The sequence below is a fragment of the Propioniciclava sp. MC1595 genome, from assembly GCF_017569205.1.
Classification (GTDB): Bacteria; Actinomycetota; Actinomycetes; order Propionibacteriales; family Propionibacteriaceae; genus Propioniciclava.
The window spans coordinates 2,935,731-2,956,213 of record NZ_CP071870.1 but is presented as its reverse complement, the minus strand read 5'-3'; the positions used below and the strand labels follow the sequence as shown (position 1 = coordinate 2,956,213).

Here is a 20,483-nt window from a genome sequence, read left to right as displayed (position 1 = left end):
CGTCACGTTCGGGCGATTTGGCGTGTTCGGCCGGAGGTGTCTATCGAGCCTCTACCCCCCGGCGGATGGGAGCGGACCCTGGGTGCGGCGCGAGGCTTGGGGTGAGGTGCACGCCGTGCATCCTTGCGTGCTCGCGGGCACGCGCCGACAGGTGGTGGAAGAGATGACGAAGACGGATCTCGAACCGGACGTGGAGAGCCCCGTGGCTGCGCCCGAGCGGCGTGCGGTTCACCAAGACCGCCACGGGCGGCAGTTGCACCCTCACCTGCCACGGCAAGGACCACCAAGGGGGCCGGTACAGCAACGGCTGAGCAGGGTGGAGAGAGGGTAGATGCCCCTTCTCTATCCAATATGAATCCTTGGGCGGATAGTTATACAAATCGCTCAAAACGACACTGGGTAGTAGCAGCACGCGTGCGCCCGCACGCCAGCACCGAGGAGCGACACGACCCATGTCTCGCGCACAGACCGCCAGTGCCAGCCAGGCGCGCACCCAACTGCTCGGCCGGCTCGGCCTGCCGGCGGGGGCAGCGGGCGACGACCTGGACGACCTGCACCGCCAGATCGCCGAGTTCCTCGAGACGGCGCCGGCCGACCTGAAGGGCTGGGCGGGCAAGCGCCAGGCCGAGGCGGACCGGATCTACGGCCTGCTGACCGGGCCCGAGGCCGAGCTCGCCGAGCTCGTCGCCACCCGCAAGGCGGCCCAGGCCCCGGCCCCCAAGGGCTTCCCGACGTGGGCGAAGTGGCTGCTCGGCATCGCGCTCGTGGCCGGCATCGTCTTCGGGGTCTACCAGATCGGCAAGCCGCCGTCCGACCTGCCCGCGATGACCGCCGCCGAGGGCGCCAGCGCCGCCCCCACCTCGACGGGCCTCGACGAGGCCAAGGTCGCCGAGCTGATGGGCAAGCTGAAGGAGAACCCGCAGGACGTCGCGGTCCTGTTCGACCTCGGCAACGCCTACTACCAGGCCGACCAGTACCAGCAGGCCTCCGAGTGGTACCAGAAGGTGCTCGACGTCAACGCCGACGACGAGAAGGGCCTCGTCGCCCTCGGCGCCACCAAGTTCAACCTCGGCGACCTCGCCAAGGCCGAGGAGGTCTGGAACCGGGCCGCCGAGCTGTACCCGAACAACCCCGAGGTCTTCTACGACCTGGGCTTCCTCTACATGACCACTCAGCGCATGGACGAGATGAAGGTCGCCTGGGACAAGGTCGTCCAGATCGCGCCCGACTCCGAGTTCGCCAAGACCGTGCAGAGCCACGTCGGCGACGTGATGCCCGAGGCGATGGGCGAGGCCTCCGCGCAGCCCACCCCCGCGGCCACCGCAGGGACCAACGGGTAACGCCATGGTCGAGGTCGGGCTGGCAGTCGCGTTCGTCGCCGGGGTGGCGACGTTCGCGTCGCCGTGCTGCCTGCCCATGGTGCCGGTCTGGATCGGCTACATCGTCGGCGGCACCCCGGCCGGCCAGCGCACCAACCGCCTCGTCGCCCTGCAGCAGTCGCTCGCGTTCGTGGTCGGCTTCGCGGTCGTCTTCGTCGGCCTGTGGGCGTCCATCGGCCTCGTCGGCTACCTGCTGCGCGGCTACGTGGACGTCATCCGCCAGGTGGCGGGCGTCCTGCTGATCGTCATGGGCCTGCACGTGGCCGGCCTGATCACCATCCCCTTCCTCCGCAACCAGGTCTCGCTCGGCGGCCGGCTCGTCCGCCGGGACGCCTCGGGTGCGGTCGTCGCCACCCGGCCGAGCGTGCTGCGCTCGGCCCTGTTCGGCGTCGTGTTCGCCGCGGGGTGGACGCCCTGCGTCGGCCCGACGCTCGGGGCCATCATCGGCATGGCCTCCCTCAACGACACCTTCGGGCAGGGGACCCTCCTGCTCGTCGTGTTCGCGCTCGGTCTCGGCCTGCCGTTCGTGCTGGTCGCGCTGGGCGCCGACGCCGTCCGGCAGCGCCTCGCCTGGCTGACCAACCACCAGGTGATCGTCTCCGTCGTGACCGGCGCCCTGCTCATGGTCGTCGGGTTCCTGATGCTCACGAACCTGTTCGCCCGCCTGGCCCAGTTCACACCGCAGTTCCCCGTCTGAAAGAGAAGCCGATGAGCTCGCACGCGAAGGAACGCACCCGCTCCCGCAAGGAGCAGGTCGACGTGTTCGACAGCGGCGTCGACGTGCTCGACGACGTCCACCCCGAGCCCGAGCGCCGCCACCGCGGCCGCCGGACCAACCCGCTCGAGGCGGTGTGGAACTTCCTCATCTCCATGCGCACCGGCCTGTGGCTGATCCTCATCCTGGGCCTGCTCACGCTGGCCGGCACGATGATCGTCCAAGCGACGCCGGACGCGATGGCCGACCCCGAGGTCTACCAGGCGTGGTACGAGGCGGGCCCGAAGCAGAAGTACGGCGGCTGGGCGCCGATCCTGTCCGCGCTGGGGCTCTACAACGTGTTCGGCACGTGGTACTTCCGGGCCCTGTTCGCGATCCTGGCGATCAGCATCCTGGCCTGCTCGATCAACCGCGCCCCCCGCCTGTGGCGCACCGCCACGCAGCCCCGCATCGCGATGCGCGAGGCGTTCTTCACCCACGCCCCGCTCCGCGCGGCCTTCGACCTGCCCATGGACGCCGAGGCCGCGGCCGAGCGTGTCCGCGAGGGGCTGCACAAGGCGCACTTCCGCGGGGTCGGCGAGCCCGCCGAGGCCGGCGCGGACCTGTACGGGGACAAGTTCCGCTGGGCTCCGTTCGGCACCGTGATCGCGCACATCAGCTTCATCATCATCCTGCTCGGCTTCGTGGTGTCGGCCTCCATGGGCTTCCGCGACGAGCAGTTCGTGGCCCCGGTCGGGGTGCAGGTCGAGGTCGGCCACGACACCGGCATGGCGGTCGTCGCGCACTCCTTCCACGACGACTACTACGAGAACGGCCAGCCCAAGGACTACGTGTCCGACCTCGAGGTGTTCGTCGACGGGCAGTCGGTGGCGCGCCAGCAGATCCGCGTGAACGAGCCCCTCATCATCGGCGACGTCTGGTTCCACCAGTCCTTCTTCGGCATCGGTGCCGACCTGCTGGTCACCGAGGGCGACCAGGAGGTGTTCAAGGAGACCGTCTCGATGGCGTGGCGCTCCAACGACGGCACCCGCACCATCGGCCAGCTGACGATCCCCAGCAAGAACCTCAGCGCCTACATCGTGCAGGCGGCCTCCGGCCAGGTCCTGCCCGAGCTGCCGGCCGGTTCCCTGGCCGTCGAGGTCTACCGGGTGGGCGAGAGCGAGCCGCTCGGCGTCCAGGTGCTCACGCAGGGGCAGTCGGCCGAGCTCGAGGGCCTGACGTGGACCTTCGAGCGCAACCGCCAGTACACCGGCATCACGATCAAGCGTGACCCGGGCTCCAACATCGTCTGGGTCGGCAGCGCCCTGCTGGTCATCGGCAGCTGCCTGGTCTTCTTCCTCCCGCACCGCCGCGTGTGGGGCCGCGTGCGCCCCAACGCCGACGGCACCACCCGCGTCATGCTCGGCGCCCCGAACAAGCGCGACCCCGGCATGGAGCCGGTGTTCGCCGAACTGCTCCACCACATCCAGGACGACGACGCTCAGCGCGAACGCTGACGAACAAGGAGATATCGCCATGTTGCTCTATGCGCAGTACGCCATCATGGTGGCCCTAGGGGCCACGGTGCTCGCGTCCATCGGCTACATCTGGGCCGCCGTCCAGGGCCACCAGCTGGTCACCAAGGGCGCCCAGAAGAAGGCCCGGGTGCTGGTCGGTGGGGACCTGGTCGACGACCTCGAGGCGCTGGACGCCGCCCCCGCCCCGACCCGCCGCGTCAGCGGGCCGCTGCCCGCCACCATCGCCAAGTACGCCTCCTGGCTCGCGTGGGGCGCCCTCGGCATGCTCACCCTCGCCCTGGTGCTGCGCACCGTCGAGACGGGCCGTGGGCCCTTCGTGACCCAGCACGAGTTCGCCGTCTCGATGGCGTGGGGCTTCCTGGTCATGTACCTGTTCTTCGAGTGGAAGTACCGGGCGCGCACGCTGGCGCTGGTCGCGCTGCCGATGACCGTCGTCATCCAGCTCTATGCCCTGTCGTGGGACTCCACGGCCAACCCGCTGGTCCCGGCCCTGCAGAACAGCTTCCTGCTGACCCTGCACATCCTGGTCGCGATCTTCGCCTACGGCGCCTTCCTGGTGTCGTTCGCCGCCGCCGTGCTGTACCTCATCGACTCCTACTTCCCCGGCAAGGTGAGCCACCTGCTGCCCAAGCCCGACGTGCTCGACCGCCTCGGCTACCGCGCCACCGTGATCGGCTACCCGCTCATGACCATGGTCATCGTCCTCGGCGCCGTCTGGGCCGAGATCGCCTGGGGCCGCTACTGGAGCTGGGACCCCAAGGAGACCGCCTCCCTGGTCACGTGGCTCATTTACGGCGGTTACCTGCACGCCCGCGTGGCGCGCGGTTGGGTCGGCCGCGGCGCCGCCTGGCTGCTCGTCGTCGCGTTCCTGTCGGTGATCTTCACCTTCTTCGGCAACGCGATCTTCGGCGGCCTGCACTCCTACGGCGTCGTCTGACGGACAGCGACGGACCCGGGCGGCACGGAACGGAAAGGGACACACCATGAGGGACCACGTCGGCGACGACGACGAGCTCATCGAGGGCACCGGGGCACCGGACGCCCCAAGGCCGGGCGTCGACGTGCTCTCGCCCGCGGCGTCCACGGTCGCACCCCGTGACCCGCGGGAGCGGATCCGTTCCAGCCGCCTGGGGCAGCTCGTCGTGCTCCTGGTGACCGCCGCCGTGGTGTTCGCCGGGTGGCAGATCGTCCGGCTGCAGGCGGAGCGGTCGGAGGAGTCCAAGACCGGCGGGGCCACCGTGGTGCGCCTCGACGGCACGTCGCGGGTACCGCCGCCCACCCTGGGCGAGCCCGCGACGGACTTCACCTACACGACCTGGGACGGGCAGGAGATCACGCTGTCCGAGCTCAAGGGCAAGGGCGTGTGGATCACCTTCGGGGCCACCTGGTGCACCAACTGCCAGGCGGAGATGCCCGACGTCGAGGCGGCGCACAAGGCGTTCGCCGACCGCGACGTCGTCGTGCTCGGCATCAACATCCAGGAGGGGCAGGAGGCCGTCAAGGCCTACGCGGAGCGGACCGGCCTGACCCTCCCCATCGGGGTGGACCCGAACAACGAGATCGCCGAGGCCTACGCGGTCGGGGCGATCCCGGCGCACTACTTCATCGACAGTGCCGGCGTGGTCAAGGACATCCGTGTGGGTGGCCTGGCCCGCGACACCATGGACTCCATCCTCGAGGAGCTGGCACCATGACCGACGACCCCGAACCCCGGGAACCCGTCCCCGACCCAGCTGTCACCCCCACCGGTTCGCCCGACCCCGAAGGCGCGCTCGGCAAGCTGGACGCGAGCCTGCCGTTCCTGAAGAAGAAGGCCGTCGAGCTGCTCAACGGCTCGACCCCGGAGGTGGGGCGATGACCACGGCCACCGCACGCAACCAGGAGACCTGGCTGTCGGTCCAGGAGGCGAGCGCGATGCTCGGCGTCTCGCCCGCCACCCTGCGCCGGTGGAGCGCCAACGGCGAGGTCGAGGCGTTCACCACGCCCGGCGGCCACCGCCGGTTCTCACTGAGCACCCTGAAGGCGTTGCTGCAGCAGGGCACCGGCGACGTGTCCCGGCCAGGCAGCCTGGGGGAGTCCGCCGACCGGGTCGTGAAGGTGATGCGCCGCCATGCGCGGGCGGCGTCCAACGCGCTGCCCGAGTCGGTGCTGGACGACGGCTTCCGGGCGGAGATGGCGTCCCTGGGCCGAGATCTGACCACCTTGCTGCTCGCGCACCTGGACGCCGAGACCCCGGCCCGTTCCGCCCGCGCCATCGCCGAGGCGGAGGCCATGGCGGCCGAGCACGCCCGCGTGGCGCTGCGGGCCGGAGCGCTGCTCACCGAGGTGGTGGGGGTGTTCGTCCGGTTCCGCGGCCTGTTCGTCGAAGAACTCGCGGACGCCGCCGTCCGGCACGGCCTGACCTCGGGCGAGGCGACGTCCTTGGTCAACCGTGGTGGCGCGGCGGTGGACCGGGCTCTGGCCGCCTTCGTGGCCGCCTGGGAGGAGCGCGCCGACTAGGGCGTGTCGCGTAACTGATTTGGGTGGTTTGGGTCAGGGTTGTCTTTGTGACCAGGAGTCCTCAGTTCAGTGACGAGATGTGGGCGCGGATTGAGCCGTTGATGCCGCGTGGGGGCGCGAAGGGCGGCCGTCCGTGGAATGACCACCGGCGGACGGTGGAGGGCATCTGTTGGCGGTTGCGGACGGGGTCGCCGTGGCGGGACGTGCCGGCCGAGTTCGGATCGTGGTCGAGCTTGTGGCGCCGCTTCAACGCGTGGGCCCAGGACGGTACCTGGGACAAGATCCTCACCGCCATCGCCGGTTCACCGGAGGCAGAAGGTCTGGTCGCGGTGGTGGACGGCACGATCGTGCGGGCCCACAAGCACGCTGCCGGCGCCCGAAAAGGGGGATCCACCGAACTACAAGAATCCTCGGGCCGAACCAGCTGATCACGCCTTGGGGCACTCCCGTGGCGGGTGGACGACGAAGTCCCACGCCCTGGTCGACGCCTCCGGTCACCTGTGCTCGCTGGTGGTCACCCCGGGTCAGGCCGGTGAGAACCCCCGCCTGTTGGATGTGATCGATCTTGCCCCTCACCGGGTTGTCCGGGTGGTCGCGGACAAGGCCTACTCCCATCCCTCGACCCGAACCGAGCTCCGGCGGCGAAGGATCAAGGTGACCATCCCCGAACGCTCCGACCAGATCGCCCGTCGCAAGGCCAAGGGCAGCCGCGGCGGTCGCCCACCTGCCTTCGATCCCACCATCTACAAGGGCAGGAACGTGGTGGAACGCTTCTTCAACCGGATCAAGGAGTTCCGCGCCATCGCCACCCGCTACGACAAACTCGCTCGCAACTACCGCGCCGGCCTCGTCCTGGCCAGCACCATCATCTGCCTACGAGACCAGTTACGCGACACGCCCTAGGCCTGGCCGGCGATCGCGCGCAGGGCGTCGAGGTGGGACGCCCACGCGGCCCGGCCCTGACCGGTGAGGGAGAGCCACGTGCGCGGACGCTTGCCCACGTAGCCCTTCTTGATGTGCACCAGCCCGAGTTCCTCGAGCTGGGAGGCCTGCCGGCTGAGCACCGAGTCGCTGACCTGCAGGTGGTCGCGCACCGACGCGAAGTCGATCTCGTCGGTGGCCGCGAGCGCCGCCGCGAGCGAGAACCGGACCGGGTGGGTGAGCTGGTCGTTGAGCTGGTGGCGCGGGTGCTCGGTCTCGGGGGCGGTCACTGCCGGGCCTCCCGCCAGGCGCCGAGGGTGGTCACCAGCGTGAGCAGCGCGGCGGAGGCGATGGCGAACCACAGCTCGCCCACCCACCACACCGTCGAGCCGACGACGGTGAAGACCCAGGCCACCGTCCACGCGGCCATCGCCTGGCCCCACCGCTTGCCGAAGCCGGCCTTGGTGGCACGGGCGAACCGGACCATCACGGTGATCAGGATCGCGAACCAGACGCCGGCCACGACCAGGGGCAGCGCCACGAGGCGCCCGTCGGTGTGGCCCACGAAGTACAGGGCCACGGCGAACATCGCCGAGACGCCGCCGATGCCGAGGAGGCAGGCGATCTGGGGCCAGCTGGCGCCGGAGCGGGCGGCGGAGCCGAGGCGTCCGGCCTGGTCGAGCAGGTCGCGGGCCTGCTGGGGGTCGAGGTCGCTCATGCCCGGGCCTGCTTGCGGAGCTGGGCGAAGGTGCCGGCGGCCGATCCGCCGAGGGCGGCGGCGGTGGTGCTGGCGACGACCATCATCGGCGCGGTGCCGGTGACGGCGCCGGCGATGAAGAGGGTGATCATCGAGGCGAAGGCGATGGCGAAGCCGATGAGCGCGACGCGGCGGGCGATGGTCTGGCGGGCCGGGGTGCGGGCGGTGGTGTTCATGGTGTCCTCCGGGGTGTGGGGTTCGGGTTGTTCCGATGACAGAACACTAACAAGTACTTTCCAAACCCGCAAGCACTTTCATCAAAGATCTTCCGGAGGTGGTCCGTTGTGCCGGTCCGGTACGCTCAACGACGCACCCATCTCGCCTGTGACAGGGAGTCGAATGAAGTCACCGAGGCTGCTGCGCAGTCCGTTCCTGTGGATCCTCGCCGGGTTCCTGCTGATCATGCTGGGCATGAACCTGTTCTCGGCGTCCAGTCGCTACCAGCAGGTGCCGACGTCGAAGATCATCTCGGTGATCGAGGGCAACGACCCGCTGCGCGAGGTCGTCATGGTCGACGGCGACCAGGAGATCCGCCTGGAGTACAAGGAGGATGGCGGCGCACGCATGCGCGCCAACTGGGTCGGCCAGCAGAGCCAGGACATCGTGGAGCGGCTCAACGAGCGCACCGCGGCCGGCACGCTCGACCAGTGGCGCGGCGAAGTGCCCGACCGCGGCTTCATGTCGCTGTTCCTGATGGGGATCTTCCCGTTCATCCTCATCGGCTTGTTGTTCTTCTGGATGCTGAACTCCGCCCAGGGCGGCAACCGCGTCCTCGGCTTCGGCAAGAGCAAGGCCAAGGTCGCCAGCAAGGACACCCCGCGCACCACCTTCTCCGACGTCGCCGGTTGTGAGGAGGCGATCGAGGAGCTCCAGGAGATCCGCGAGTTCCTCGCCGAGCCCGGCAAGTTCCAGGCCGTCGGCGCGAAGATCCCCAAGGGCGTCCTGCTCTACGGTCCTCCCGGCACCGGCAAGACGCTGCTGGCGCGCGCGGTGGCCGGCGAGGCCGGCGTCCCGTTCTTCTCGATCTCCGGCTCCGACTTCGTCGAGATGTTCGTCGGTGTGGGCGCCAGCCGCGTCCGCGACCTGTTCGAGCAGGCGAAGGAGGCCGCGCCGGCCATCATCTTCATCGACGAGATCGACGCCGTCGGCCGCCACCGCGGCGCCGGTATGGGCGGCGGCCACGACGAGCGCGAGCAGACCCTCAACCAGCTGCTCGTCGAGATGGACGGCTTCGACGTCAAGGGCGGCGTCGTCCTGATCGCGGCCACCAACCGGCCCGATGTGCTCGACCCGGCGCTGCTGCGCCCGGGCCGCTTCGACCGCCAGATCCCCGTCGAGGCGCCCGACATGAACGGCCGCCTGCAGATCCTGCGCGTCCACGCCGCCAACAAGCCGATGGCTCCGGACGCCGACCTGGCCTCGGTCGCCAAGCGCACGCCGGGCTTCACCGGCGCCGACCTGGCCAACGTCCTCAACGAGGCCGCGCTGCTGACCGCGCGCCAGAACAAGCAGTGGATCACCAAGGAGAACCTCGACGAGGCCATCGACCGCGTGATCGCCGGCCCGCAGAAGCGCACCCGCGTCATGAACGAGCGCGAGCTGCTCATCACCGCCTACCACGAGGGAGGCCACGCGCTCGTCGCGGCGGCCATGCCCGGCAACGACCCGGTGCAGAAGGTCACGATCCTCCCGCGCGGCCGCGCGCTCGGCTACACGATGGTGATGCCGGACGCCGACAAGTACAGCCAGACCCGCGGCGAGCTCCTCGACCAGCTCGCCTACATGCTGGGCGGGCGCGCCGCGGAGGAGCTCGTCTTCCACGACCCCACCACCGGCGCCGCCAACGACATCGAGAAGGCCACCAAGGTCGCCAAGGCCATGGTCACCGACTACGGCATGACCGAGTCGCTGGGCGCGGTCAAGCTCGGCACCGGCAACACCGAGCCGTTCCTCGGCATGCAGGCCGGCATGGGCGGCCAGCGCGACCACTCCGAGGAGGTGGCGGCGATCATCGACCAGGAGGTCGCCGCGCTGATCAAGAACGCCCACCAGGAGGCGTTCGACGTCCTCGACGAGAACCGCGACGTCCTCGACGAGCTGGTCCGCCAGCTGTTCGAGCACGAGACCCTCGACAAGGAGCAGGTCGCGCGGATCTTCGAGCCGCTGCGCAAGCGGCCCCGGCGTCCGGCCTGGACGGGCTCGCCCAACCGCCAGCCCTCCGAGGTGCCGCCCATCGACCCGCCCGAGCGCAAGGTGCCCGAGCCCGCCCTGCCCCCGGGCCCGCCGCCCGGCGCCCCGTGGGGCCAGCAGCCGCCGGCCCAGCCCGGACCGTGGCAGCCCGGCCCGCCCGTCGGGCCCTGGGGCCAGCAGCCCCCCGGCCCCTACGGCCAGCCGCCGCAGCAGGGCCCCGGGCCGTGGAACCAGCCCGGTTCCTACCCGCCGCCGAACGCGCCGCACCCGCCGACCGGGCCCGGCGAGGGCCCCTACCCGCCCGGGCAGGGCCCCCAGCCGCAGCCGCCGCGGGGGATCTGACATGGCCGTCGACCAGCCGCGCATCGCGTCGGCCGTCCGCGAGATCCTGATCGCCATCGGCGAGGACCCCGACCGCGACGGGCTGCTCGGCACGCCCGAGCGCGTCGCCCGGGCCTACGCCGAGATGTTCGCCGGCCTGGAGCAGGACCCGGCCGAGCACCTCGGCGTCACGTTCGACATCGAGCACGAGGAGATGGTCCTCGTGAAGGACATCGAGCTGTGGTCGACGTGCGAGCACCACCTGCTGCCGTTCCACGGGGTCGCGCACGTCGCCTACATCCCCAGCCGCGACGGCAAGATCACCGGCCTGTCGAAGCTGGCCCGCCTGGTCGACGTCTATGCGCGCCGACCCCAGGTGCAGGAGCGGCTCACCGGGCAGGTCGCCGACGCCCTCGTCCAGCACCTCAACCCGCAGGGCGTCATGGTCGTCGTCGAGGCCGAGCACCAGTGCATGACCATGCGCGGCGTCCGCAAGCCGGGCAGCAAGACCGTCACCTCGGCCGTCCGCGGGGCCCTGCGCCACGCCGCGACCCGCGCCGAGGCGATGAGCCTCATCATCGGCTGAGGGGAGCGGTCATGGCGCGCACCCTGGTGATGGGCATCCTCAACGTGACGCCCGACTCGTTCTCCGACGGGGGTCGCTGGGTCGACACCGACGCCGCCGTCGCGCACGGGCTGGCGATGGTGGCCGACGGCGCCGCGATCGTCGACGTGGGCGGCGAGTCCACCCGCCCCGACTCCGACCGGGTGGGGGCCGAGGAGGAGCTCGCCCGCGTGCTCCCGGTCGTCGCGGCCCTTGCCGACGCGGGCGTCACCGTCAGCGTCGACACCACGCGCGCCTCGGTGGCGGCCGCCACGCTGGATGCCGGCGCGACGTGGATCAACGACGTCTCCGGCGGCCTGGCGGACCCTCGGATGTTGGGCGCCGTGGCCGCGCGCGGGGCGTCCTACATCACGATGCACTGGCGGGGCCACGCCCGCGAGATGGGCGCCAACGCGGTCTACGACGACGTCGTCGCCGAGGTGCGCGCCGAGCTGGCCGCCTGCCGCGACGCCGCGCTGGCCGCCGGCATCGACCCCGGCCGGCTCGTGCTGGACCCGGGCATCGGCTTCGCCAAGACCGCCGAGCACAACTGGGCGCTCCTGCAGGGGTGGGACGCCCTCGACGCGCTCGGCTTCCCGCTGCTGCTGGCCGTGAGCCGCAAGCGGTTCCTGGGTTCGCTGCTGGGCGGGCCCGACGCTCCCCGGCCGCCGGTGGGGCGCGACGTCGCCACCGCCCAGCTCAGCGGCCACTTCGCCGCCCGGGGCGTGTGGGGCGTGCGCGTGCACGACGTGCGCTCCAGCGCGGACGCCATCGCCGTCGCCGAGAGGATGGGTGCATGAACGAGGTCACGATCGCCCTCACCGGAATCCGCGCGACCGGGTACCACGGCGTCTTCGACTTCGAGCGCCGCCAGGGCCAGGAGTTCGTCGTGGACGCCGTCCTCGACGTCGTCCGCCCCGGGACCGAGGACGACCTCGCCACCACCGTGGACTACGGTGGTCTCGCGTCCGCCCTGGTGGCGGACGTGGAGCGTGACCCGGTCGACCTGATCGAGACCCTGGCCGGACGCCTCGTCGACACCTGCCTGGCCCACCCCTTCGTGGTGGGCGCCACGGTCACCGTCCACAAGCCGCACGCACCGATCACCGTCCCCTTCGCCGACGTCACCGTCACCTGCACCAGGAGGAAGCCGTGAACTATCCCGCCATCGACCTCGACCTCGACACCCTCAGCGGCATGAAGCCGCTGCGCCGCGTGGTCTTCTCACTCGGCGGCAACGAGGGGGACGTCCTCGAGACGCTGCAGAAGGCCGTGGACGCCATCGCCTCCACCCCTGACGTCATCGTCACCGACGTGTCGTCGGTGTACCGGACGACGCCGGTGGGCAGGACCGACCAGGCCGACTTCCTCAACATCGTCGTGCTCGCCGAGACCATGATGTCCTCGGGCATCCTGCTCGAGCGCGTGCAGGCCATCGAGAACTACCTCGGCCGCGAGCGCGAGGAGCGCTGGGGCCCGCGCACGATCGACATCGACCTCATCCAGCTGGGCGACCGCCACCGCGAGGACGAGCACCTCACCCTGCCGCACCCGCGGGCCCACGAGCGCGCCTTCGTCCTCGTCCCGTGGCTGGAGGCCGACCCCGCGGCCGAGCTCTCCGGCGCCGGCCCCGTGGCCGACCTGCTGAGCGAGGTCGACACGAGTGGTGTCGAGCGCGTCGAGGGCGCGGCGATCCACCTGTCGTGACCCCGTCCGGCCCCACCATCACGCCGACCCGACCGTTGCACGTGCTCGGGGCCGGGCTGGCCGCCCTCGTCGTGGTGCGGCTGGGCCTGGCCTGGTGGCAGGGGCAGGGCGGTTCCCTGCCCATCCCGGGCTACCCGGCCTGGGTGTCGGTCGCGTTGATCGGCGTGGGGATCGCGTGGCTGGCCCGGGTGACCCGGCGCACGCTCGCCCGGGACCGCACCGCCCTGGACAACGAGCAGGCGGTCACCCGGCTGCTGCTGGGGAAGACGTCCCAGGTCGGCGGCGCGCTGCTGCTGGGGGCCTACGCCGCGCTCGCCTGGGCGGCCGCGGGCGCCCTCCCGGCCCCGTTGGCCGTCGAGCGCGTGGTGCACGCCGGGATCGCCGTCGTCGCCTCCGTCGCGTGGGTCCTGGCCGGCCGCGCCCTCGAGTCCGCCTGCCGGCTCCCCGACGACGACGGCGATTCGCCGGACACCCCGCATGGCGACGCCGGGGCGTCCGGGGCCAGCGGCTAGCCTGTTGGGGTGACCTCGACTGCTTCCCACTCCACGCCCCGTACCCGCCGCCGCATCCTCCTCGTCTCCTCCCTGGTGATCGGCACGGTCGCCTCCCTGGCCCTCATGGTCGCCAGCAGCTGGGTGCCGTTCCTCGACTGGGCCGCGGTCGTCGTCGCGCTGGTCGCCGGCTTCCTGGCCACGTGGGCCGCCCTGGTGGAGTTCCGCGAGTGGCGGGTCAAGGCCGCCGCCGAGGCCGCCGAGGCGCGCGCGGCCGAGCGCACGCGCACCCACCAGCTCCACGAGACCCAGCGCCGCGTCCTCACCACGGTCGACGCCCGCATCCAGGCCATCGCGGGCACGCTGGGCGAGGCCCGCGCCGAGCTCGACGCCACGAAGGAGGAGCTGGTCGGCACCAAGGTCACCCTGGGCGAGACGCAGCAGCTGGTGTCCCGCCTCCGCGGGGACAACGAGGCCCTCCGCGTCGAGAACACCGACCTGCACCGCCGGCTCGAGGCCGCGACCCAGACCGAGGCCGATGTCCTCGCCCTCCCGCGCCGCCGTGCGACCGCCACCTCCACCGAGTGGGACGCGCTCGAGGCCCCGACCGTCGTCGACCTCGACCTGCAGCGCCTCGCGCAGCCGTTCGTCGCTGAGGTCCAGGCGCGCCACGCCAACTGACCCGCACCCAACACCGCGAAACCCCCGGCCGAGCCGGGGGTTTCGCCGTCGGGCCTACTTGTCGAGGTCGCCGGCCACCCACGGCAGGGACGCCAGCGCGATGTCCAGGTCCGCGACCGCAGTTCCCGGCAGCACCGCCGGCCACGCCGAGACGTTGGCGAACGAGGGGGTCCGCAGCCGCAGCCGCCACGGGGTCTTCTCGCCCCGTGACGTCACGACCATCCCGGCGCGCCCGAGGGGTGCCTCGACCGCGGCGAGCCAGTCGCCCTCGGGCAGCTTGACCACCTTCGGCAGGTGCGCCCGGAGAGGACCGTCCGGCAGCCCGTCGAGCAGGCGGTCCACCATGGCCGCGGAGGCCGTCACCTCCGCCGCGAGCTGGCTGAAACGGGCGTGCGCGTCGCCCGTGGTGGGCGTGTCGAGGTCCAGCAGGTCGGCCAGGTCGGCCCACGGCGCCTCGTGCCCGCCGGGGCGGTCGGGGTGACGGCGCAGGTCGGTGGCCACGCCGGACGCCCGGGCCACCGGACCGGCCAGGCCGTGGGCGTCCACCTGGGCGCGGGTCACCGGCGCCACCCCGGCGCCCAGCCCACCGCCCAAGGCGGCGCCCAGCCGCGCCGCGAGCTCGGACGCCCGGGCGAGCGTCGCCCGCTCGGCGTCGGCCCAGGCGGGGGTGACGTCGCAGGCGACCCCGCCCAGCCGGACCGCCATCGGGTGCAGGCGGTTGCCGGTCAGCTCGGCCGTGCGCTCGCGCAGGTCCTCGCGGACCCCGGTGGTGTCGAGAGTGGCGTCGCGCAGGCGGTGGCCGACGAACGACAGGTGGGCCAGGTGCGACGCCACGCGGGTGTGCTCGGCCAGGACGGCGCGCACCCAGCGCGCCCGCACGGGCACCTCGACGCCGAGGGCGTCCTCGACGAGCCTGGCCAGGGCCCACTCGCCGAAGAACGGCGCCTGCCAGTCGTGGCGGTTGGCCAGGCTGAGCGCCTGGCGGTAGTCGCGGGCGGTCAGGATCGGTTCCGCGCCGCGGTGGAGGGCGCCCGGCGACGGGTCGACGGAAGTGATTCGGCCTTCCGAAGCGGAAATGGCGAGGTCGAGCATTCCCGCCGATGCGGGATGGGCGGGTCCGAGGTCGAGGGTGTCACCCGCGAATTCCGGGTCGGTGATTCCGCCGATGCGGTACGCATGTGTGGTGGGCAACACGGGGCAATCCTATTTCTCCGATTGTCCCCGTGCCACCGAGAAGATACATTCATGCACGAGAGCGGCAGGAAACCACGTGCCGTCCCCCTGATTCCATTTCGAAAGGAATGCGCGATGGCACAGCGAGTCCGCATCGAACTCACCGACGACCTGCTCAACGACGGCACCACGGCCGACGAGACGGTCACCTTCTCCCTGGACGGCGTCTCCTACGAGGTCGACCTGAGCACGGCCAACGCGGCGAAGCTCCGCGAGGACTTCGCGGCCTGGGTCGGCGTGGCCCGCCGGGTGTCCGGGCAGCGCCGGCAGGCGGGCCGTCCCGCCGCCAAGCGCGGTACGCGCAGCGGCGCCGGCTCGGCGAACGAGATCCGCGCCTGGGCGCGCGAGAACGGGTTCGAGGTGTCCGACCGCGGCCGAGTCCGCGACGAGGTCCGCGCGGCCTACGAGGCCGCCCACTGAGCCGGCCGGCCGCCGCGTTCCGGTCCTGACGACCGCACGCCCCGGGTGCCCACCCGGGGCGTGACGTCTGCCACGGGCGAACACGGAACAATCTGTCGGTGCCGGGGCGTTGACTAGACTGACGAAGAAGCCCGCGTGACGTGTGCGGGCAATCCGGCCAGGCGGCCGGAGATCAAGGAGAGCTCATGTTCGATCGGTTCACCGACCGCGCGCGGCGCGTGATCGTCCTGGCCCAGGACGAGGCGCGCATGCTCAACCACAACTACATCGGCACCGAGCACCTGCTGCTCGGGCTGATCCACGAGGGCGAGGGCGTGGCCGCGAAGGCGCTGGAGTCCCTCGGCATCTCGCTCGAGGCCGTGCGCGCCCAGGTGGAGGAGATCATCGGTCAGGGCCAGCAGGCGCCGACCGGCCACATCCCGTTCACCCCGCGGGCCAAGAAGGTCCTCGAGCTGTCCATGCGCGAGGCGCTGCAGCTCAACCACCCCTACATCGGCACCGAGCACATCCTGCTCGGCCTGATCCGCGAGGGGGAGGGCGTCGCGGCCCAGGTGCTCATCAAGCTGGGCGCCGACCTCAACCGCGTGCGCAACCAGGTGCTGCAGCTGCTGTCCGGGTTCCAGGGCAGCGAGAAGCCGTCCACCGCCGGTGCCCCCGAGGCGCCCCAGCAGCAGGGCAACCAGACGATCCTCGACCAGTTCGGCCGCAACCTCACCCAGGCTGCGCGCGAGAACAAGCTCGACCCGGTCATCGGGCGCGAGAAGGAGATCGAGCGCGTCATGACCGTGCTCAGCCGCCGCACCAAGAACAACCCGGTGCTGATCGGCGAGCCGGGCGTCGGCAAGTCCGCCTGCGTGGAGGGCCTGGCCCAGCAGATCGTGCGCGGAGACGTGCCCGAGACGCTGCGCGACAAGCAGATCTACACCCTCGACCTCGGCGCGCTGGTCGCCGGTTCCCGCTACCGCGGTGACTTCGAGGAGCGGCTGAAGAAGGTGCTGAAGGAGATCCGCACCCGCGGTGACGTCGTGCTGTTCATCGACGAGATCCACACCCTGGTGGGTGCGGGTGCCGCCGAGGGCGCGATCGACGCCGCGTCGATCCTCAAGCCGATGCTCGCCCGCGGCGAGCTGCAGACCATCGGTGCGACGACGCTCGACGAGTACCGCAAGCACATTGAGAAGGACGCGGCGCTCGAGCGTCGCTTCCAGCCGATCCAGGTGGCCGAGCCGTCGATCGCGCTCACCATCGAGATCCTCAAGGGCCTGCGCGACCGCTACGAGGCGCACCACCGCATCATCATCACCGACGGTGCGCTGACCGCGGCCGCCCAGATGGCCGACCGCTACATCCAGGACCGCTTCCTGCCCGACAAGGCGATCGACCTGATCGACGAGGCCGGCGCCCGCCTGCGCATCAAGCGCATGACGGCCCCGCCCGACCTCCGCGAGATCGACGAGCGCATCGCCGTGACCCGGGGCGAGAAGGAGGCCGCGATCGACGGCCAGGACTTCGAGCGCGCCGCGCGCCTGCGCGACGACGAGAAGAAGCTGATCGCCGCGCGCAACCAGATGGAGGATCGCTGGAAGAACGGCGACCAGGGCGCCCCCGGCGAGGTCGGTGAGGAGGAGATCGCGGAGGTGCTCTCCAGCGCCACCGGCATCCCCGTGTTCAAGCTGACCGAGGAGGAGTCGAGCCGCCTGCTGCAGATGGAGCAGGAGATCGGCAAGCGCTACATCGGCCAGGAGGACGCCGTGAAGGCGCTGTCGCGCTCGATCCGCCGTACCCGCGCCGGCCTCAAGGACCCGAAGCGCCCCTCGGGCTCGTTCATCTTCGCCGGCCCCTCGGGTGTCGGAAAGACCGAACTGACCAAGGCGCTGACCGAGTTCCTGTTCGGCGATGAGAATGCGCTGATCACCCTCGACATGTCGGAGTACTCCGAGAAGCACACCGCCTCCCGGATGTTCGGTTCGCCCCCCGGTTACGTGGGTTACGAGGAGGGCGGCCAGCTCACCGAGAAGGTGCGGCGCAAGCCGTTCTCGGTGGTGCTGTTCGACGAGATCGAGAAGGCGCACCCCGACATCTTCAATTCGCTGCTGCAGATCCTGGACGAAGGTCGCCTGACCGACGCCCAGGGCCGCGTGGTCGACTTCAAGAACACCGTCATCGTGATGACGACGAACTTGGGCACCCGCGACATTTCCAAGTCGGTCAACATCGGCTTCAGCCGCAGCGACGACCCGGTGGGCGGCTACGACAAGATGAAGGCGAAGGTGACCGACGAGCTGAAGCAGCACTTCCGCCCCGAGTTCCTGAACCGCGTCGACGAGATCATCGTGTTCCACCAGCTGACGCAGACCGACATCGAGCGGATCGTCGACCTCATGGTCGCCGACGTCGAGTCGCGTCTCGCCGACCGCGACATGGGCATCGTGCTCACCGACGCGGCGAAGACCTCGATCGCCAAGCGGGGCTTCGACCCCGTGCTGGGTGCCCGGCCGCTGCGCCGCGCGATCCAGCGCGACATCGAGGACATCCTGGCCGAGAAGATCCTGTTCGGTGAGCTGAGCTCGGGTCAGATCGTGGTGGTGGACGTGGCCCCCGAGGGGGCCGAGCTGCCGTTCACCTTCACGGGCCAGCCGCGCGCCGAGCTGCCCGACCACGCCCCCGCGGGCCTGGAGGGCTGACCAGACGCCGAGAGCCCGCGTCCCCGGCAGGGGGCGCGGGCTCTCGCGTGTCCGGGGTCAGGCGGAGCGGAAGGCCAGCAGGCCGACGATCGCCAGGGCGAACAGCAGGATGACCACCGCCAGCCACAGGGTGGTGATGATGCCGAGGACCCAGCCGCCCGTCAGGGTGCCACCCGGGGCGTAGCGGCCGGCGGCCACCTCGGCGCGGGCGCGGGAGCCCATCCACCAGGCGATGGGCCCCGTGACGGGGATGAACAGGCCGATCAGCCCCAGGACCAGCACGGTGGCCGACTGCGGGTGCTCCGGCATCGCCGCCGCGTAGGGCGCGAACGGCTGCGGGTGGGGCCACGCCGCCGAGGGCGGGGGCGTCCCGTCGTACGGGTTGCTCGTCGGGGTGGGACGCTGCGGGGCGGGGGGCTGGGTCACCCCCTCAGCCTAACGTCAGAGCCGGAGGCCGTCGGCGTCCGACCGCACGAGCCCGTCGGCGAGCAGGGACGCCAGCGCCCGCTCGGCCTGCACCGGGTCGGCGGACCAGGCGGCGAGCAGCCGGTCGCGGGGGACCGCGCCGTCGGCGTCCCGGAGCACACCCAGCAGCACCCCGCGGCACTGCCGGTCGGTGCCGGCGTAGGTCTGGCCCACCCGGGGCGGGCCGTCCCACGCCGGGCGGCCGGCGGCCAGCCAGGCACAGTGCGCGCGGACCGGGCACCGGCCGCAGTCGGGGTTGTCGGCGGTGCAGACCAGGGCACCGAGCTCCATGGACGCCGCAGCCCAGGTTGCGGCGGCCGCCGGGTCGTCCGGCAGCCAGGCCTCGGCGCGCTCGCGCTCCGCGCGGGTCACGGACGCCGGGGCGAACGCCTGCCCACCCTCCAGCCGGGCGAGCACCCGGCGCACGTTCGTGTCCAGCACCACGTGGCGCCGGCCGTGGGCGAACGACGCGATCGCCGCCGCCGTGTACTCGCCGACCCCGGGCAGCCCGCGGAGCGCCGCGGCGTCGGTCGGGACCTCGCCGTTGTGCTCGTCGCGGATCGCGGTCGCCGCCGCGTGCAGTCGTTGGGCCCGCCGCGGGTAGCCCAGGCGCCCCCAGGCGCGCACGGCCTCGCCCGGCTCCTCGGCGGCCAGGGCCGCGGGGGTGGGCCAGCGCTCCAGCCAGGCGGTCCACACGGGGAGGACCCGCGCCACCGGGGTCTGCTGCAGCATGTACTCGCTCACCATCACGCCCCAAGGCGTGCAGTCGGGCTCGCGCCAGGGCAGCGGGCGCGCGTGCGCGGCGAACCAGGCCGTCACCTCGGCGACGACCTGTTCCCTAGCCGGCAAGGGCCTTCTCGGCGATGTGCGTGAGCCCGTCGCGGACCTGGCGGGCGATGTCGGCGGTGACGCCCTCGACGGTGGTGAGCTCGGCCGTGGACGCGGCGAACAGCCCGTTGAGGTCGGCGAAGCGCTCGACGAGCCCGCCCCGCACCCGGGCCGGCAGGCGCGGGATCGAGGCCAGCTGCCGGTGCCCGCGGGGGCGCATCGGCGAGTCGAGGTGCAACTCGGGCGGGAAGCCCAGCGAGCGGGCGACCAGCACGATGTCGAAGAGCTCCTGGTCGTCGAGGCGGGCCAGGCGGGCGAACGGCATCGCCTCCTGCTCGGCGACGTAGTCGCGCTGCACCAGCGAGGAGACCGGGGTCAGGTCGTCCACGAGGTCGCGGAGCTGCAGCGCGGCCAGCCGGCCGTCGCCGCCCATGGCGGTGATGTAGCTCGTGGCCTCGTCGGCGAGGCGGTTGGTCAGCTCGAAGCGCTGGGCGACGTGCGCGAGGTCGCGCAGGGTCACCGAGTCGTGCACCTCGAGGCCGGTGAGCCGCTCGAGCGAGGCGTTGAGCCGGGTGCGGTTGCCCTGGATCGCCGACAGCGCCTGGCCGACCCGGTCGAGCAGCTGGTCGGGCCGGGGCACGATCTGGCGGCCGGCGCCGGCGAAGAGCGAGATGGTGTCCATCGACGCCGACACGGTGACGACGGGGACTCCCACCTGCTTGGCGACCCGCTCGGCGGTTCGGTGCCGGGTGCCGGTCTCGGTGGTGGGGATGTCGGCGGCCGGCGACAGGTGCACGGCGGCCGCGACGATGCGGCTGAGGTCGGTGCTGAGGACGATGGCGCCGTCCATCTTGGCCAGCTCACGCATCCGGGTCGCGTTGAAGGGCACGTCGATGACGAAGCCGCCGGTCGAGATGGCCTCGAGCTCGGGGTTGGTGCCGAGCACGACCAGGGCGCCGGTGTGGCCGCTGACGATCCGGTCCAGTCCGTCGCGCAGCGGGGTGCCCGGAGCGAGCTGGGCGATCTCGTCGGGGAGCCGTCCGATGCTCACGCTGCCTCCTGCCCTGGGTG

23 protein-coding genes and 1 pseudogene are annotated in these 20,483 nt (G+C 71.7%); 17 read left to right on the top strand and 7 right to left on the bottom strand.

The features are described 5' to 3' along the window. The first annotated feature begins 452 nt into the window (after window positions 1–452). The 8 genes and pseudogenes from J4N02_RS14280 to J4N02_RS14245 all read left to right on the top strand — a co-directional run bounded on the left by J4N02_RS14280 (window position 453) and on the right by J4N02_RS14245 (window position 7,013). Entirely contained in the window at window positions 453–1,340 is an 888-nt protein-coding gene (locus tag J4N02_RS14280) for a tetratricopeptide repeat protein (protein ID WP_182817687.1), read from the top strand. A 4-nt stretch (window positions 1,341–1,344) separates the two neighbouring features. After that, complete coding sequence (locus J4N02_RS14275) at window positions 1,345–2,076, top strand: cytochrome c biogenesis CcdA family protein (protein ID WP_182817688.1); 732 nt, start codon at window positions 1,345–1,347, stop codon at window positions 2,074–2,076. An 11-nt stretch (window positions 2,077–2,087) separates the two neighbouring features. Further along, window positions 2,088–3,590: a cytochrome c biogenesis protein ResB gene (locus J4N02_RS14270; protein WP_188334119.1), complete on the top strand. Its 1,503-nt coding sequence runs from the start codon at window positions 2,088–2,090 to the stop codon at window positions 3,588–3,590. A 19-nt stretch (window positions 3,591–3,609) separates the two neighbouring features. Further along, the gene (ccsB, locus tag J4N02_RS14265) at window positions 3,610–4,548 is read left to right on the top strand and encodes a c-type cytochrome biogenesis protein CcsB (RefSeq protein WP_182817690.1); all 939 of its coding nucleotides are present in this window, start codon (window positions 3,610–3,612) and stop codon (window positions 4,546–4,548) included. 46 nt (window positions 4,549–4,594) lie between these two features. Continuing rightward, window positions 4,595–5,305: a TlpA disulfide reductase family protein gene (locus tag J4N02_RS14260; protein ID WP_182817691.1), complete on the top strand. Its 711-nt coding sequence runs from the start codon at window positions 4,595–4,597 to the stop codon at window positions 5,303–5,305. Then, window positions 5,302–5,469, top strand: coding sequence for a hypothetical protein (locus tag J4N02_RS14255; RefSeq protein WP_182817692.1), 168 nt, complete (start codon window positions 5,302–5,304; stop codon window positions 5,467–5,469). Before J4N02_RS14260 ends, J4N02_RS14255 begins: the two co-directional genes overlap by 4 nt. Next, complete coding sequence (locus J4N02_RS14250; RefSeq protein WP_188334120.1) at window positions 5,466–6,110, top strand: helix-turn-helix domain-containing protein; 645 nt, start codon at window positions 5,466–5,468, stop codon at window positions 6,108–6,110. Before J4N02_RS14255 ends, J4N02_RS14250 begins: the two co-directional genes overlap by 4 nt. Window positions 6,111–6,157: 47 nt before the next feature. Then, window positions 6,158–7,013, top strand: a pseudogene (locus tag J4N02_RS14245) (IS5 family transposase). Here J4N02_RS14245 and J4N02_RS14240 read toward each other — a convergent pair. Genes J4N02_RS14240 through J4N02_RS14230 form a run of 3 tightly spaced genes read right to left on the bottom strand, consistent with a single transcriptional unit; the run spans window position 7,010 to window position 7,964 of the window. After that, complete coding sequence (locus tag J4N02_RS14240; protein WP_182817694.1) at window positions 7,010–7,321, bottom strand: transcriptional regulator; 312 nt, start codon at window positions 7,319–7,321, stop codon at window positions 7,010–7,012. The pseudogene J4N02_RS14245 and the gene J4N02_RS14240 overlap by 4 nt on opposite strands. Beyond that, complete coding sequence (locus J4N02_RS14235; protein WP_182817695.1) at window positions 7,318–7,749, bottom strand: hypothetical protein; 432 nt, start codon at window positions 7,747–7,749, stop codon at window positions 7,318–7,320. The genes J4N02_RS14240 and J4N02_RS14235 overlap by 4 nt, the downstream gene beginning before the upstream one ends. Then, window positions 7,746–7,964, bottom strand: a complete 219-nt coding sequence (locus J4N02_RS14230) for a hypothetical protein (protein WP_182817696.1) — start codon at window positions 7,962–7,964, stop codon at window positions 7,746–7,748. Before J4N02_RS14230 ends, J4N02_RS14235 begins: the two co-directional genes overlap by 4 nt. Window positions 7,965–8,127: 163 nt before the next feature. Between J4N02_RS14230 and ftsH the strand changes: the two genes are divergently transcribed. From ftsH to J4N02_RS14195, 7 genes are read left to right on the top strand one after another with little or no spacing between them, the layout of a single operon-like run. Next, window positions 8,128–10,320: an ATP-dependent zinc metalloprotease FtsH gene (ftsH, locus tag J4N02_RS14225; RefSeq protein WP_182817698.1), complete on the top strand. Its 2,193-nt coding sequence runs from the start codon at window positions 8,128–8,130 to the stop codon at window positions 10,318–10,320. Between the two features lies 1 nt (window position 10,321). Further along, entirely contained in the window at window positions 10,322–10,885 is a 564-nt protein-coding gene (folE, locus tag J4N02_RS14220; RefSeq protein WP_188333691.1) for a GTP cyclohydrolase I FolE, read from the top strand. Between the two features lie 11 nt (window positions 10,886–10,896). Continuing rightward, complete coding sequence (gene folP, locus J4N02_RS14215) at window positions 10,897–11,703, top strand: dihydropteroate synthase (protein ID WP_208090990.1); 807 nt, start codon at window positions 10,897–10,899, stop codon at window positions 11,701–11,703. Next, complete coding sequence (gene folB, locus J4N02_RS14210; RefSeq protein ID WP_188333690.1) at window positions 11,700–12,059, top strand: dihydroneopterin aldolase; 360 nt, start codon at window positions 11,700–11,702, stop codon at window positions 12,057–12,059. Before folP ends, folB begins: the two co-directional genes overlap by 4 nt. Continuing rightward, the gene (folK, locus tag J4N02_RS14205) at window positions 12,056–12,610 is read left to right on the top strand and encodes a 2-amino-4-hydroxy-6-hydroxymethyldihydropteridine diphosphokinase (protein ID WP_243760816.1); all 555 of its coding nucleotides are present in this window, start codon (window positions 12,056–12,058) and stop codon (window positions 12,608–12,610) included. The genes folB and folK overlap by 4 nt, the downstream gene beginning before the upstream one ends. Then, a complete protein-coding gene (locus J4N02_RS14200; protein WP_182817702.1) occupies window positions 12,607–13,122 on the top strand; it encodes a DUF3180 family protein in 516 nt (171 codons plus the stop codon). The genes folK and J4N02_RS14200 overlap by 4 nt, the downstream gene beginning before the upstream one ends. Before the next feature lie 9 nt (window positions 13,123–13,131). Beyond that, window positions 13,132–13,782 (top strand): hypothetical protein, encoded by a 651-nt coding sequence (locus J4N02_RS14195; RefSeq protein ID WP_188333689.1) that lies wholly within the window; start codon window positions 13,132–13,134, stop codon window positions 13,780–13,782. Between the two features lie 54 nt (window positions 13,783–13,836). Here the strand turns inward: J4N02_RS14195 and J4N02_RS14190 are convergent, their stop codons facing one another. Then, window positions 13,837–14,976, bottom strand: a complete 1,140-nt coding sequence (locus J4N02_RS14190; RefSeq protein WP_188333688.1) for an NADH-quinone oxidoreductase subunit D — start codon at window positions 14,974–14,976, stop codon at window positions 13,837–13,839. Between the two features lie 114 nt (window positions 14,977–15,090). On the opposite strand from J4N02_RS14190, the gene J4N02_RS14185 reads away from it, so the two are divergent. Both J4N02_RS14185 and J4N02_RS14180 read left to right on the top strand, forming a co-directional pair. Then, on the top strand, window positions 15,091–15,435 hold the full coding sequence (locus J4N02_RS14185) for an Lsr2 family protein (RefSeq protein ID WP_182817705.1): 345 nt from the start codon (window positions 15,091–15,093) through the stop codon (window positions 15,433–15,435). A gap of 185 nt (window positions 15,436–15,620) precedes the next feature. Beyond that, window positions 15,621–18,119 (top strand): ATP-dependent Clp protease ATP-binding subunit, encoded by a 2,499-nt coding sequence (locus tag J4N02_RS14180; RefSeq protein WP_188333687.1) that lies wholly within the window; start codon window positions 15,621–15,623, stop codon window positions 18,117–18,119. A gap of 57 nt (window positions 18,120–18,176) precedes the next feature. Here J4N02_RS14180 and J4N02_RS14175 read toward each other — a convergent pair whose 3' ends face one another. Genes J4N02_RS14175 through disA form a run of 3 tightly spaced genes read right to left on the bottom strand, consistent with a single transcriptional unit; the run spans window position 18,177 to window position 20,463 of the window. After that, window positions 18,177–18,545, bottom strand: a complete 369-nt coding sequence (locus J4N02_RS14175) for a DUF4190 domain-containing protein (RefSeq protein WP_188333686.1) — start codon at window positions 18,543–18,545, stop codon at window positions 18,177–18,179. A 15-nt stretch (window positions 18,546–18,560) separates the two neighbouring features. Next, on the bottom strand, window positions 18,561–19,433 hold the full coding sequence (locus J4N02_RS14170; RefSeq protein WP_223202426.1) for an A/G-specific adenine glycosylase: 873 nt from the start codon (window positions 19,431–19,433) through the stop codon (window positions 18,561–18,563). Then, complete coding sequence (gene disA, locus J4N02_RS14165; RefSeq protein ID WP_188333685.1) at window positions 19,423–20,463, bottom strand: DNA integrity scanning diadenylate cyclase DisA; 1,041 nt, start codon at window positions 20,461–20,463, stop codon at window positions 19,423–19,425. The genes J4N02_RS14170 and disA overlap by 11 nt, the downstream gene beginning before the upstream one ends. Between the last annotated feature and the right edge of the window lie 20 nt (window positions 20,464–20,483).

Bases quoted from the DNA above. Each gene is read 5' to 3' on its own strand.
- J4N02_RS14280 (WP_182817687.1), top strand. From the start codon at position 453: ATGTCTCGCGCACAGACCGCCAGTGCCAGCCAGGCGCGCACCCAACTG.
- J4N02_RS14275 (WP_182817688.1), top strand. From the start codon at position 1,345: ATGGTCGAGGTCGGGCTGGCAGTCGCGTTCGTCGCCGGGGTGGCGACG.
- J4N02_RS14270 (WP_188334119.1), top strand. From the start codon at position 2,088: ATGAGCTCGCACGCGAAGGAACGCACCCGCTCCCGCAAGGAGCAGGTC.
- ccsB (WP_182817690.1), top strand. From the start codon at position 3,610: ATGTTGCTCTATGCGCAGTACGCCATCATGGTGGCCCTAGGGGCCACG.
- J4N02_RS14260 (WP_182817691.1), top strand. From the start codon at position 4,595: ATGAGGGACCACGTCGGCGACGACGACGAGCTCATCGAGGGCACCGGG.
- J4N02_RS14255 (WP_182817692.1), top strand. From the start codon at position 5,302: ATGACCGACGACCCCGAACCCCGGGAACCCGTCCCCGACCCAGCTGTC.
- J4N02_RS14250 (WP_188334120.1), top strand. From the start codon at position 5,466: ATGACCACGGCCACCGCACGCAACCAGGAGACCTGGCTGTCGGTCCAG.
- J4N02_RS14235 (WP_182817695.1), bottom strand. From the start codon at position 7,749: ATGAGCGACCTCGACCCCCAGCAGGCCCGCGACCTGCTCGACCAGGCC.
- J4N02_RS14230 (WP_182817696.1), bottom strand. From the start codon at position 7,964: ATGAACACCACCGCCCGCACCCCGGCCCGCCAGACCATCGCCCGCCGC.
- ftsH (WP_182817698.1), top strand. From the start codon at position 8,128: ATGAAGTCACCGAGGCTGCTGCGCAGTCCGTTCCTGTGGATCCTCGCC.
- folE (WP_188333691.1), top strand. From the start codon at position 10,322: ATGGCCGTCGACCAGCCGCGCATCGCGTCGGCCGTCCGCGAGATCCTG.
- folP (WP_208090990.1), top strand. From the start codon at position 10,897: ATGGCGCGCACCCTGGTGATGGGCATCCTCAACGTGACGCCCGACTCG.
- folB (WP_188333690.1), top strand. From the start codon at position 11,700: ATGAACGAGGTCACGATCGCCCTCACCGGAATCCGCGCGACCGGGTAC.
- J4N02_RS14185 (WP_182817705.1), top strand. From the start codon at position 15,091: ATGGCACAGCGAGTCCGCATCGAACTCACCGACGACCTGCTCAACGAC.
- J4N02_RS14180 (WP_188333687.1), top strand. From the start codon at position 15,621: ATGTTCGATCGGTTCACCGACCGCGCGCGGCGCGTGATCGTCCTGGCC.